Source organism: Rhodoblastus acidophilus, from assembly GCF_900187365.1.
Taxonomy (GTDB): Bacteria; Pseudomonadota; Alphaproteobacteria; order Rhizobiales; family Beijerinckiaceae; genus Rhodoblastus; species Rhodoblastus acidophilus.
In genome coordinates, this window is sequence record NZ_FYDG01000004.1 from 84,839 (window position 1) to 97,058 (window position 12,220).

General features: G+C 66.4%; 9 protein-coding genes. 1 reads left to right on the top strand and 8 read right to left on the bottom strand.

The annotated features are described in order from the left end of the window. Positions 1-5: 5 nt before the first annotated feature. Together CFB24_RS10370 and CFB24_RS10375 are read right to left on the bottom strand one after the other, a co-directional pair. Positions 6-1,457, bottom strand: a complete 1,452-nt coding sequence (locus CFB24_RS10370; RefSeq protein WP_158255170.1) for a porin — start codon at positions 1,455-1,457, stop codon at positions 6-8. Positions 1,458-1,535: 78 nt separating this feature from the next. Then, positions 1,536-3,836: an NADP-dependent malic enzyme gene (locus tag CFB24_RS10375; RefSeq protein ID WP_088520548.1), complete on the bottom strand. Its 2,301-nt coding sequence runs from the start codon at positions 3,834-3,836 to the stop codon at positions 1,536-1,538. 210 nt (positions 3,837-4,046) lie between these two features. Between CFB24_RS10375 and CFB24_RS10380 the strand changes: the two genes are divergently transcribed. After that, a complete protein-coding gene (locus tag CFB24_RS10380) occupies positions 4,047-4,361 on the top strand; it encodes a rhodanese-like domain-containing protein (protein ID WP_088520549.1) in 315 nt (104 codons plus the stop codon). A 28-nt stretch (positions 4,362-4,389) separates the two neighbouring features. On the opposite strand, the gene CFB24_RS10385 is transcribed toward CFB24_RS10380, so the two are convergent. From CFB24_RS10385 to CFB24_RS10410, 6 genes are all read right to left on the bottom strand, one after another. After that, the gene (locus tag CFB24_RS10385) at positions 4,390-4,827 is read right to left on the bottom strand and encodes a response regulator (protein ID WP_088520550.1); all 438 of its coding nucleotides are present in this window, start codon (positions 4,825-4,827) and stop codon (positions 4,390-4,392) included. A 12-nt stretch (positions 4,828-4,839) separates the two neighbouring features. Further along, complete coding sequence (locus CFB24_RS10390; RefSeq protein ID WP_158255169.1) at positions 4,840-7,485, bottom strand: CHASE domain-containing protein; 2,646 nt, start codon at positions 7,483-7,485, stop codon at positions 4,840-4,842. Positions 7,486-7,757: 272 nt separating this feature from the next. Further along, the gene (locus CFB24_RS10395; RefSeq protein ID WP_088520772.1) at positions 7,758-8,507 is read right to left on the bottom strand and encodes an SDR family NAD(P)-dependent oxidoreductase; all 750 of its coding nucleotides are present in this window, start codon (positions 8,505-8,507) and stop codon (positions 7,758-7,760) included. Between the two features lie 31 nt (positions 8,508-8,538). Next, on the bottom strand, positions 8,539-10,008 hold the full coding sequence (gene purF, locus CFB24_RS10400; RefSeq protein ID WP_088520552.1) for an amidophosphoribosyltransferase: 1,470 nt from the start codon (positions 10,006-10,008) through the stop codon (positions 8,539-8,541). Positions 10,009-10,177: 169 nt separating this feature from the next. Next, positions 10,178-10,903 carry a CvpA family protein gene (locus CFB24_RS10405; RefSeq protein ID WP_088520773.1) on the bottom strand — a complete coding sequence of 242 codons (726 nt, stop codon included), beginning with the start codon at positions 10,901-10,903 and terminating at the stop codon, positions 10,178-10,180. A gap of 112 nt (positions 10,904-11,015) precedes the next feature. Next, positions 11,016-12,191: a TadE/TadG family type IV pilus assembly protein gene (locus CFB24_RS10410; RefSeq protein ID WP_158255168.1), complete on the bottom strand. Its 1,176-nt coding sequence runs from the start codon at positions 12,189-12,191 to the stop codon at positions 11,016-11,018. Between the last annotated feature and the right edge of the window lie 29 nt (positions 12,192-12,220).

The window sequence follows — 12,220 nt, forward strand, 5'->3', positions numbered from 1 at the left end:
AGCCGTCAAAATTTCTGCTGAACGCGAACGCGGCCGGACCATTCGGTCGAGGTGGTCCAATGTTCGCCGGAATTGGCCGGGTTCGGAGCGCCCGGAATTTCCGTCTTGCCCACGGTGTAGGAAATCTCGCCGCCGATCATGAGATTTTTCAAGGGCGTCCATACCAGATTTCCGCCGACCGTGGTCTCGTGATAGTCGCCGGCCCCGGCGACCCCGGTGTGACTGTTTCGCACCGCGTCGGGATAGCTCATCCCGAACACGCTGGCGAACAGCGAGGAGGAGACGTTTGGAGACCAAAAATGCTTCAGCGCGGCGACCAGAGCGTAGCCGCTGGACTTGTCGCAGCGCCCGAACGGCTGCGCCGCGAACACGCAATCGTAATCATAGGCGCCGAGGCCCTGCGCCGTGGTGAGGCGCGGGCTGGAGCCGGCGCGGTTGAAATCGCCGAACGTGCTCTGGGTGTCGCCGGCGATATAGGCCGTCGCGCCGCGGGCGTAGGTCGCCTGCAGGATCATGGCGTCGGCGTCGGAGAGGCTGGGCAGGTTGACCTTGAGGCCGCCCTGGGCGGCGAAACCCCATTGCGACGACGAGGCGTCCGGCTGGCCCGGCGCGACCGAGGCCGGCGCGGCGTAGCGCGTGCGCAGTTGATGCGCGGCGGCGCTGATCTGCGCCTGGCCGAACGGGCTTTCGACCCGGACCGCGCCGACGAGATCCGGCGCGCCGCCGTTCTCGTAGCCCGAGTTGGCGAACGGGCTGACCGCTTGGCCGACCGCGCCCCGCCGCTCGGCGCCGTTTTCGACCGACACGATGGCGGTGACCCCCGGCGTCGGCGCGAAAGCGTAGGACAGCAGTTCGGACCGGGCGTTGGAGCCGCGCAGCGCGACGAAATTCCAGGCGTCGGCGTAGAAGTCGAAGGCCGATTGCGCCCGGCCCGCGGTCCAGCCCGCGAAGGTCAGATAGGCGACGTCGAGCCGGCTGAGATTGGTCCAGTTCGACGGGTTGGCGCCGCCGTTATAGCCCGCCATGCCGCTGACATAGGCCGACACCAGCCCGGCGTCGGTCGGCAGCCGGGCGGTGACGGTCAGGCCCACCGCGAAGGCGCCGCCCAACGCGGCAGGCGGCCGCGGCGGCGGCGTGAAGGGCAGCGCCGCGCCGGCTGGAATGCGCGGCCAGCTCGGCAGGCCGCGCAGTTCAAGCTGGCCGGCGGCGCCGCCGCCGATCGCCAGACACAGATCCGATCCGGGAATGGCGAAATAGGAGTCCCCATAGGCGTTGCAAACGCGGGCGTAGCCCTGGGGCGCTTCCGAACCGACCGGAACCGAAGCGGCGGAAACGCTGGCCGCGGAGGCGGGATTCGCCGTCGAAGTCGCAGAGGCGCGCTCCGCCGCATGCGCCGGCAGCGCAGCGAGCGGCAGGCTCAAAACAGCGGCGATCTTGCGAGTCGACGCGAACCCCATCGGCAACCTTTCCATCCTTCCCCATAGAGGAGGCACCTGCCCAATTATAGCACGATTGGAACATTTCACCGCGCGACGTCAGGCGACAACCCGTTCTTCATCATCGTGTTGCGCTTCCGCCACAACCACGGCGGTCATATTGGCGATGCCGCGCGCGGTGACCGAAGGCGTGAGAATATGAGCCGGTTTGGCGGCGCCCAGCAGGATCGGCCCCACGGGCAGGGCGTCGGCCATCATCTTGGTCATCTGATAGGCGATGTTGGCGGCGGACAGATTGGGCATGATCAGGATATTGGCCACGCCCTTGAGCCGCGAGTTGGGGAAGACGCGCAGGCGCTTGATCTCGGACAGCGCGCTGTCGGCCTTCATTTCGCCGTCGACTTCGAGCTCCGGCGCCTCCCGGCGCAAAATGTCGAGGGCGGCGCGCATTTTCGCCGCCGAGGGCGAATCCTCCGAGCCGAAATCGGAATCCGACACCAGCGCGATCTTTGGGGTGATGCCGAAGCGGAGGGCGTGCGCGGCGCACAGCACGGCGGATTCTGCGATTTCGGCGGCGGTGGGGTCGCGGCGCACATGGGTGTCGGCGATGAAGAAGGCGCCCTTGTTGGTGATCATCAGGCTCATGGCGGAGAAGTCCGACATGCCCGGCGCCAGGCCGATGATGTCGCGCAGATTGCCGAGGCGCTCGGCGTAGCGCCCTTCAAGACCGCACAACAGGCCGTCGGCCTCGCCGCGGGCCAGCGCCAGCGCGCCGATCACCGTATTGTTGGTGCGCACCAGCGTGCGGGCGAGATCGGGATTGATGCCGCGCCGCCCGGCGATGGAGACGAGCGAGGAGACATAGTCCTTGTAGCGGCGGTCGTTCTGGGGGTCGATCAGCTCAAAATCGCGATCGATTTCAATCGCCAGCCCGAACTTTTTCAGGTGTTTCTCCACCACCGCGCGGCGCCCGATCAGGATCGGTCGGGCGATGGCCTCTTCGACCACCGACTGCACGGCGCGCAGCACGCGCTCGTCCTCGCCCTCGCAATAGACCACGCGGCGCGGGCTGGCCTTGGCCGCCTGCATCAGCGGCTTCATGATGAAGCCGGAGCGGAACACGGCGCCTTCCAGCTTGGCGTGATAGGCGTCGAAATCGGTGATCGGATGACGGGCGACGCCGCTCGCCGCCGCCGCTCGCGCCACGGCGGGGGCGATGCGCAGGATCAGGCGCGGGTCGAACGGCGAGGGAATCAGGCTGGCCTTGCCGAAAGCCGGCGCGACGCCGCCGGCGGCGCGGGCCACCACTTCCGAGGGCGGCTCCTGGGCGAGCGCAGCGATGGCCTCGACCGCCGCCAGCTTCATCGCCTCGTTGATGGCGGTGGCGCCAACGTCGAGCGCGCCCCGGAAAATATAGGGGAAACACAGGACGTTATTGACTTGGTTTGGATAATCCGAACGCCCTGTGCACAGCACCGCGTCGGGCCGCACCGCCAGCGCCTCCTCGGGGAGGATTTCCGGGTGCGGATTGGCCAGCGCGAGGATCAGCGGCGTGGCCGCCATATTTCGCACCATTTCCGGCTTGAGCACGCCGCCGGCCGACAGGCCGAGGAACACGTCGGCGCCGGGAATCACCTCCGCCAGGGTTCGCGCGGGGGTGTCTTGCGCAAAAGTTTCCTTGAGCGGGTCCATCAGGTCGTTGCGGCCCTTGTAAACCACGCCGGCGAGATCGGTGACGAAGATGTTTTCGCGCCGGGCGCCGAGCGCCACCAGCAGGGTCAGGCAGGCGAGCGCCGCCGCGCCCGCGCCGGAGGAGACGATTTTGGCGTCCTCTATGCGCTTGCCGGCGAGCGTCAGCCCGTTGGTCACGGCGGCGCCGACGATGATGGCGGTGCCATGCTGGTCGTCATGGAACACCGGAATCGACAATTTCTCCCGCAACCGGCGCTCGACCTCGAAACATTCGGGCGCCTTGATGTCCTCGAGATTGATCCCGCCGAAGGTCGGCTCCAGCGCGGCGATCGCCTCGACCAGCTTGTCGACGTTTTTCTCGTTGAGTTCGATGTCGAACACGTCGATGCCGGCGAATTTCTTGAACAGGACCGCCTTGCCCTCCATCACTGGCTTGGCGGCGAGCGGTCCGATGTCGCCCAATCCCAGAACGGCGGTGCCGTTGGTCACCACGGCGACGAGGTTCTGGCGGGAGGTGTAGAGCCCGGCCTTGTCGGGATCGGCGGCGATCTCCAGGCAGGGCGCGGCGACGCCCGGCGAATAGGCCAAGGCGAGGTCGCGCTGGTTGCCCAGCGGCTTGGTCGCACGAATCTCCAGTTTTCCGGGGCGCGGATGCGAGTGATAGACGAGCGCGCCGGATTGCAGGTCGGATGACAGACTCTCGCTCATGGAGGCTCCCTCGCGGTGGTTTGTATGAATGGGCGCGGCGATTCGATGCTCCAGCCGGGCAGTTCATATATGCGACGTGACGCCGCAGCGCCATGGCCGCCTCCGCCCAAGATGACGGCAGGCGCCGAACCTTTGGGGTTTTCGCCCGGGACGACCGGGCGTAGACTGCCCCCAGGCGACAAAGAAAAAGCAACAAAGGATTACAGGGCGATGGTCGAGATTGTGACGCGGGACCAGTTGAAACAGGGCTTGGCGGAAGGAAAGATTTTGCTGCTCGACGTGCGCGAGCCCAATGAATTCGCCGCCGGCCACATTCCCGGCGCGGTCAATTTTCCGCTTTCCACTTTCGATCCGGCGCGACTCCCGCACGAAGACGGCAAGAAGATCGTGTTCTCCTGCCGCTCCGGCCAGCGCACGCAGCGCGCCATCGAGATGGCGCGCCTGGGAGGGCGCAGCGACGCCGACACCCATTACGCCGGCTCGATGAACGATTGGCTGGCGGCCGGCGAGCCCGTGGCGACCTAGCGCGAAAAGAACGCGGCGGGACGGCGCTTCAAGCGGCGGAGGACGCCGCCGCCGTCCGGCGCATCTGTCTCAGCGTTTCGCGCAGGCCGGGCAGGTCAATTGGCTTGATGAAAACCTGCGCGATCTCGATCCCGATGTCCTGGGCGATCTTGCGGGTGTCTTCGATCAATTGTTTCGACGCGCCAGTGACGATCAGCACCTTCGCGTCTGGGCAGGTCTCCACGATCATGTGAAGCAAGTCGGCGCCGAGCCCGTCGGTCAGGCCGAGATCGACGGTGACGCAATCGAACGGTCGCCGATCCAGACGCGCCTGCGAAAAACGGGCCTCGGCCTCGGTCACCGAACAGGCTTCCATCGTCTCGTGTCCGGCCTGCACTGCGGTTTTCGCGATCAGGCGACGCTGGATGAGATCGTCGTCGATCACCAGGGCGCGTGTGACGCGGGCGGAATCGTCGGCTGAATTCATGTCGGGGCGCTCTCAGGCTGCGAGGATCTTGGCGACGTGCGAACGGGCTTCGTCCAGGGCGGCGCGCGCGGCTAGGCCGAGCGTTTCCACATACGGCGCGTCCTCGCGCCCGGCGGCCGCTTCCAGTTCCCGCGCAATGGCGGCGAGACGGGCCAGCCCCAGGCTCGCGGCGGAGCTTTTCAGCGCATGCGCCTGCCGGCCCGGTTCGCGCAATTCGCCCTTGCGAAGTTCGGCTTCCAGGATTTCAAGCCGCGCCGAGGCGTCGGTCATGAAATCGCTCAACAGGACGCGGGCGTCCGCGCCGCCGACCTCGGCGCCCAGCAGCGCGAACGACTCGAAGGCGAAAGCGGGCGCCTCCGGCTCGGCTCCGGACGCCTCGCCCGGCGGCGGCGCGGCGGTTTGCACCATGCCGATCGCCCGAGCCGCCATCTCGCGCAGCGGGCCGCCGCGATAAGGCTTGGCGAGAAAATCGTTCATTCCCGCCGCGCGGCAGCGGTCGCGGTCCTCCTGGAAGGCGCCGGCGGTCAGCGCCACGATCGGCGTGGCGCCGAACGGCGGGGGCAGGGCGCGGATGGCGCGCGTCGCCTCCAGCCCGGTCATGTTGGGCATATGCACGTCCATCAAAATCAGGTCGAACGCTTCGCGCGAGGCCGCAGCCAGCGCCTCGGCGCCGTCGCAGGCCTCGACCACACGGGCGCCGGTGCGAGCCAATATGGTCTGGGCGATGGCGCGGTTGGTGGGATTGTCCTCGGCGAGCAGGATCGAGCGGCCGCTTAAGTTGTGCGGACTCTCGCTGTCGGGGGCGGGCGGCGCGAACACCATCCGCACCGGCTCCGGTAGGTCGGCGGGCGCGCCGGGCAGGGCGGTCGGACGCTCCGCCGTCTCGGTCGGTTCGATCGCGGCCTCCGCCGAAGCTGGCGCGAAGGGCGCGCGCAAGGTGAAGGCGCTGCCCTGGCCAAGGGCGCTGTCCACGGCGATGTCGCCGCCCATCTGGCGGGCGAGGCGGCGCGAAATGGCCAGCCCGAGGCCCGTGCCGCCGAAACGGCGGGCGATGGACGTGTCGGCCTGCCAGAATTCGGTGAAGAGCTTGTTGCGAACCTCCTCGCTCATGCCCGGCCCGGTGTCGCGCACGGTGAACGAAATCTCGCGGCGACCGTCCTCATGCGGCGGCGTGGCGGCGACTTCGACCTTCACGCCGCCGCTTTCCGTGAACTTGATGGCGTTGGAGAGGAGATTGAGCAGGATTTGGCGGAGCCGCGCCGCGTCGCCTTCGACCCGCGGCGGCAGGTCGCCATTGATCCGCAGGTCGAGGTCCAGCCCCTTGTCGGCCGCCTGCTGGGCCATCAGCGCCACGGCGTTGCGCGCCGTCGCCTCGGGATCGAACACGCGGCTCTCCATCGAGAACTTGTTGGCCTCAAGCTTGGAAAAATCGAGAACGTCGTTGATCACCCGCTGCAAATGCTCGCCGCAGCGGGCGATGATCGCCACGGATTCGCGTTGCGGCGGCGGCAAATCCTGTTCGAGCAAGTGATCGGCCAGCGCCACCACGCCGATCAGCGGCGTGCGGATCTCGTGGCTCATGGCGGCGCAAAAATCGCTCTTGGCGCGGGAGGCTTCGCGGGCCTCGTCGCGCGCCTGACGCATTTCCGCCGTGCGCGCCGCCACCTCGGCCTCCACCGCATAGCGCCGGTCGACCAGCCAGACGATATTACCGGCGAGAAACAGCCAGGCGACCAGCAGAACTTCCGGCAACCGCCCGGTCTCCCGGCGCACGAATTCGGGCGTGGCGACCGCCTCGACCAGCCAGGGACGGCCTCCGATCCGCAGCAGGCGCGAGGTCGCCACGCCGCCCGCGCGCGCGGCGGATTTGGCGGGATAGAGCAGCGCCTCGCCGGGTTCGGCGGCGAGGTCGCGGATCGAGAGGGTGAGATCGGCGCGTCCTTCGCCGACCCCGGCGTAGCGTTTGACGACGTCGCCGATGCGAAACACGCCGAGCGCCAAACCGCGCAACCGATCCGAGTCGTCGAAAGCGGGAAAAATCACCAGGAAGCCGATTTCGTCGCGGGAGTCCTGAAGCAGGGTGATCCGGCCGGTCGTTTGCGGCGCGCGGGTGGAGATGGCTGCCTCGATGGCTGTGAGGCGGGCCGGATCGGAGGCCAGATCGAAGCCCAAAACCGTTTCATGGCCGGTGCGCGGCTCGATCATGGTCACCGGATAATGCCGGGCGCGCTCGCGCGCCGCCATCATGCCCTGCGCGTCGGGTTCGCTGATGCGAAAGCCGGGAACCTGCGCGGCGAGGGCCGCCTCGAACCGCGCGCGGTCGGCGTTCTCGACCACCTGCACCCATTCGAAGGCGTACACCCCCGCGCCGGACGCGAGCAGGGGCGCGGTGAATTTCTGGAACTTTTCCCGCGTGGGGTCATGGACGGCGGTGAAGAACGAGGCGATCGACTGAACCGATCCGACCGTGGTCAGCAGGCCGGTTTCGAACGCCGTGATGCGCTCGCCGGCGACACGCTCGAACGTGACCTGGACCCGGCTGGTTTCGGCCTGATCGCCCACCCGATAGGCGAAGACGGCGGCCACCAGCCCGATCAGGACCACGGCGAAAATCGCCAGGCCGCGCCGGCTCTGCGCGTTCGGAGGCATGTCGCTCATCATCGAGGCTCGGTCGGCCCGCGCCGTCCCTGTCCGCCAACGCCGCCTTGATGTCGGCCTTCGGCCTCTGTCGCTCAGGGGCCGCCCCGGCGTGCGGAAGCCGGGCCGGCGTGATGCCGGGAGGCGCAAGATGCCCGCCGTCGCTTAACGCGAGCTTGATGTGACGCTCTTCTCCGACGTCGCGCGTATGGGAATGAAGCTCACGGTTAAGCAGGCCTTCGCTCAGCCGCGCGATTTCCGCGGTTTCTTCACGCGGACGGCGCGCGGCCGCGTCAGGCCGGGGGCTGGTAGCTCAAAACCCGGTCGGTCGGGAAATCGTAAAGCTTTCCGGTCTCCGTCCAGTCGGGGGCGCAGAGCGCGACGAGTTTGGGCGCCAGGTCTTCCGGCGTCTTCAACGTGTTCGGATCCTCGCCCGGCATGGCGTTGGCGCGCATTTTGGTGCGCAGGGGACCGGGATTGACCAGCATGGCCCTCACGGCGGAAATATTTTCCGTTTCGGCCGCATAGGCGCGCACCATGGCCTCCAGCGCCGCCTTGGACGCCGCATAGGGGCCCCAATAGGCGCGAACCTTTTGCGCCACGCCGGATGACAAGGCCACCACGCGACCGGCGTCCGAGGCCTTGAGCAGCATGTCGAGCGAGCGCAGCAAGCGTTGGTTGGCGGTGACGTTGATGGCGAACACCTGCTCCCACTTGTCGGGATCGCAATGGGAAATGGGCGTGAGCGGGCCGAGGATGCCGGCGTTGGCCACGAAAATATCGAGCCGGCCCCAACGCTCGTGCAAGGCCGCGCCGAGCCGGTCGAGCGCCTCGAAATCCTTGATGTCGGCGGGGACGAGCGTCGCTTCGCCGCCGGCCGCGCGGATGGCGTCGTCGAGTTCCTCCAGCGCGCCCTGGGTGCGGGCCAGCGCCACCACATGGGCGCCGCGCCCGGCCAGTTCCAGCGCGACCGCGCGACCGATGCCCCGGGACGCGCCAGTGACGAGCGCGACCCGCCCGGCGAGAGGCAAAGCGTCTGACATGATGAACTCCATTGATCGGGCTTTCGGAAAATCAGCCGGTTTCGGCCAGAAGCGAAAGCTGCGCCTTGATATCCGCGCCCTTGAGGTCGGTGAGCGCGGTGGGGTAATCGCCCGTAAAACAATGGTCAGTGAATTGCGGCCGCAGCGGATTGCGCGCGCCGACGCCCATGGCCTTGTAGATGCCGTCCACCGACAGGAACGCCAGCGTGTCCGCGCCGATCAGCTCGCGCATTTCCGCGAGCGAATGGGTGGCGGCGAGCAGTTTTTCCCGCACCGGCGTGTCGATGCCGTAATAATCGGGATGGGTGATCGGCGGCGAGGAAATGCGGAAATGCACCTCGCGGGCGCCGGCGTCGCGCATCATCTGGACGATTTTCACCGATGTCGTTCCGCGAACGATGGAATCGTCGAGCAGGACGATGCGCTTGCCCTCGACCACCGCGCGATTGGCCGAGTGCTTCATGCGCACGCCCAGTTCGCGGATGGACTGGGTCGGCTGAATGAAGGTGCGCCCGACATAATGGTTGCGGATGATGCCAAGCTCGAACGGAATGCCCGACGCCTGGGAATAGCCGATGGCCGCCGGCACGCCGGAATCCGGCACAGGCACCACCACGTCGGCTTCAATCGGGTTCTCATGGGCGAGTTGCGCGCCCATCCGCTTGCGGATGTTGTAAACTGAGCGGCCGTGCACCATGGAATCCGGCCGCGCGAAATAGATGTATTCGAAGATGCAGGGGCGTTCCGACTGGTGCGGGAACGGCCTGATGCTCTCCACGCCGTCTTCGGAAATCACCACGATCTCGCCATTGGCGACATCGCGCACGAATGTCGCGCCGATAATGTCGAGCGCGCAGGTTTCCGAGGCGAGAATGTAATGGCCGTCGAGCTGGCCCAGCACCAGCGGACGAATGCCCAGAGGATCGCGCGCGCCAATCAGCTTCTTGTTGGACAGGGCGACGAAGGCGTAGGCGCCCTCGATCTGGCGCAGCGCCTCGATGAAGCGCTCGACGATCTGGTGTTTGCGGCTGCGGGCGACCAGATGCAGGATCACCTCGGTGTCCGAGGTCGACTGATAGATCGCGCCGGAGCGGATCAGGTCGCGCCGGATGGTCAGCGCATTGGTGAGATTGCCGTTGTGCGCCACGGCGAAACCGCCGGAATCCAGTTCCGCGAACAGCGGCTGGACATTGCGCAGGATGGTTTCGCCGGTGGTGGAATATCGGACGTGGCCGATGGCGCGGTCGCCGGGCAGGCGCTGGATGGTGGAGGCCTTGGAGAAGGCGTCGCCCACCATGCCCATGCGGCGCTCGGAATTGAAGCGGGCGCCGTCGTAGGTGACGATGCCGGCGGCTTCCTGACCGCGATGCTGCAGGGCGTGAAGGCCGAGCGCGGTGACCGCGGCGGCCTCGGGATGACCGAAGATACCGAACACGCCGCATTCCTCGCGCAGACGGTCCGCGTTCATGTCATCGTCGTCAAGCTCGGAACAATTTGGCATGGCGGCGCTCTCGACGCGCGCCGGCTTGCGGCGCGCGAAATGGGTTCAAAGGCGCAGAGCGCCCCTCACGAGCCCGGGGTTGAATTTGGAGGTTCAATAGACCGCAATAAGCAAAATAGGAAGGGGTCACAAAAAATTCATCCCCCGAAGCCCGCAGACAAATTGACGCTCACCGGCCGCCGCGCGTCAGCGAGTCCAGCCGGTTGCGGTCCAGACCGCCATCCGCTTTCGGCTCGGGCTTGGCTTGCGGCTTGGCTCCGGGCGCGGCCGGCGACGGCGTGGCGGGCGCGTCCTTGGGCTCGGCGTCGGAATCGGGCGCGGGCGTCTCCTCGGTGGCGGCCGGCTTGGGTTTCTTGAACTTGCTGATCAGGCCGTCGGGATCGTCCGGCAGCAGGGCGAGCAACTGGTCGCTGGCGGTTTTCAGCAGCGGCAGGCTCTTGGAATTGGCGAGCCAGTCTTTTTTCACGCCGGCCGCCTTGTCGGCGCCGGTGACCGCGTCCGGCGCGAGCCAGTTGAGAAAGATGAAGGCGATGGCGCAGAGCAGCACGCCGCGCCCCAGGCCGAACAGGAAGCCCAGCGATCGGTCGAGCGCGCCAATCTTGGAGTCGAGAATGGCGTCGGACATGCGGATCGTGATGATCGACACCAGAATCAGCACGATGAAGAAGATCGAGGCGCCGGCGATATAGGGCCGCAGCGTCTCCTTGGCGATAAAGACGGGCGAGCCGGGATCGGCCAGTTTCGGCACCAGCGCGGGATAGAGATAGATGGCGGCGGCGGCGGCGGCGCCCCATGAAAGAATCGCCATGACCTCGCGGGTGAACCCGCGCAGCATGGCCAGAAGCGCCGAAATCACAATAACGGCCAGAACGATCAGGTCGAGATAGGATGGCATCGGCGCCTCGGTCAGCAAGCGAATCCGCGCAACACGCGCCGGGCGCTTATAGCCAAAGCGCCGCGCGGCGTCGACTCGGGTAGGGGGCGAATTCGCGCGCAGGGCGTGCGCGTCACCGCACGAGCTTCGGAATCGACGGGGCGTTGCTCCATTTATCGGTCGAGCAGGTCGCCGTGAGGCTGAAGAAATAGTCGCGCGTGCCGCTCGCGGTCGTGTTGGAATCTTCCCATTCATATTCCGTCGCCACGCTTTGGCCGGCGTTGGCGGCGTAGCAGGGAAAGGCGCTGAGCAGGCCGATCTTGGTGTTCGACGGTTGCTCGACGCCATTGATGAAGAGATATTGCGAATAGGTCGCGCTATTGGTCGAAATCGTCTTGGAATAGCTGCTGAGCGTGCTGGAGCCCTGCACGGCGTTGGTGGAGCAGCCGACGTTTTCGTAGATCGTGCCCGATGACGAATAGACCGAGTTGTAAAAACTCTGATTTGCGTCGGAGGGAATTTTATTGGCGGTCGCGTAATAATATTGGTTGAGCGGACATTGCTGGTTGGCGACATCCATCGTCAGGTACAGATCATAATAGGGGGTGTTGAACACGATGTTGTTGCTGGCCGTATTGACCTTGGCGCCGATCGAGGCGGCCGCGGTCGTGTTCCAGGATGTGGTCACCACGCCGACGCCGGTGTCGCTGACGCCGCTGGTCGGGAAATAGGGAACAGTGGACTTGGGAATGGCCACCATGCTGGTGTTGGTCACCCGGTAGGTCCAGGTTCCCACAGCGACCGCCGAAGCGGTGGCGGACGGCTTCACCCACAGCCGGATGACCTTGTAGTACCAGCCCTTGGCGTAGCGGAACTGGAAGGTGATGCTTTGCGGCGTCGCGGGATGCGTCAGAATCGCCGTCGAGGTCAGGTTCAAATTGATCGAATTGACCCCGATGAGCGACAGCAGGCCGGTCGGAATGGAAGCGCCGACCGTCGCGGTGACGCCGCCATCCGAATTGGTGACGAAAGTGGCGGCGGCGCCGGCGATCGTCACGCCGTTCGTGGTGGCGTTGGCCAGGAAATTGGTGGAGGCGGTCGCGGATGACGTTGAGACCGCCTGCAAGGCGGCGCTGTCCAGCGCGGTCTGCAGCATGCTTTTGACTTTCAGCGCGCGCCCGTAGTCCACAGCAGCGCCCGACAATATCATCAGCGGCAAAATGGCGAAGGCGAATGTAATCGCGACATTCGCCTTGCGGTCGTCAAGAAAACGGTTCAGCAGCGGCTGAAAAGGCGAGAGAGCGGACATTCGGACCATCCTTGTTCCAACATCTGATT

Bases quoted from the DNA above. Each gene is read 5' to 3' on its own strand.
- CFB24_RS10395 (WP_088520772.1), bottom strand. From the start codon at position 8,507: ATGTCAGACGCTTTGCCTCTCGCCGGGCGGGTCGCGCTCGTCACTGGC.
- purF (WP_088520552.1), bottom strand. From the start codon at position 10,008: ATGCCAAATTGTTCCGAGCTTGACGACGATGACATGAACGCGGACCGT.
- CFB24_RS10410 (WP_158255168.1), bottom strand. From the start codon at position 12,191: ATGTCCGCTCTCTCGCCTTTTCAGCCGCTGCTGAACCGTTTTCTTGAC.
- CFB24_RS10385 (WP_088520550.1), bottom strand. From the start codon at position 4,827: ATGAATTCAGCCGACGATTCCGCCCGCGTCACACGCGCCCTGGTGATC.
- CFB24_RS10405 (WP_088520773.1), bottom strand. From the start codon at position 10,903: ATGCCATCCTATCTCGACCTGATCGTTCTGGCCGTTATTGTGATTTCG.
- CFB24_RS10380 (WP_088520549.1), top strand. From the start codon at position 4,047: ATGGTCGAGATTGTGACGCGGGACCAGTTGAAACAGGGCTTGGCGGAA.
- CFB24_RS10370 (WP_158255170.1), bottom strand. From the start codon at position 1,457: ATGGGGTTCGCGTCGACTCGCAAGATCGCCGCTGTTTTGAGCCTGCCG.
- CFB24_RS10375 (WP_088520548.1), bottom strand. From the start codon at position 3,836: ATGAGCGAGAGTCTGTCATCCGACCTGCAATCCGGCGCGCTCGTCTAT.
- CFB24_RS10390 (WP_158255169.1), bottom strand. From the start codon at position 7,485: ATGAGCGACATGCCTCCGAACGCGCAGAGCCGGCGCGGCCTGGCGATT.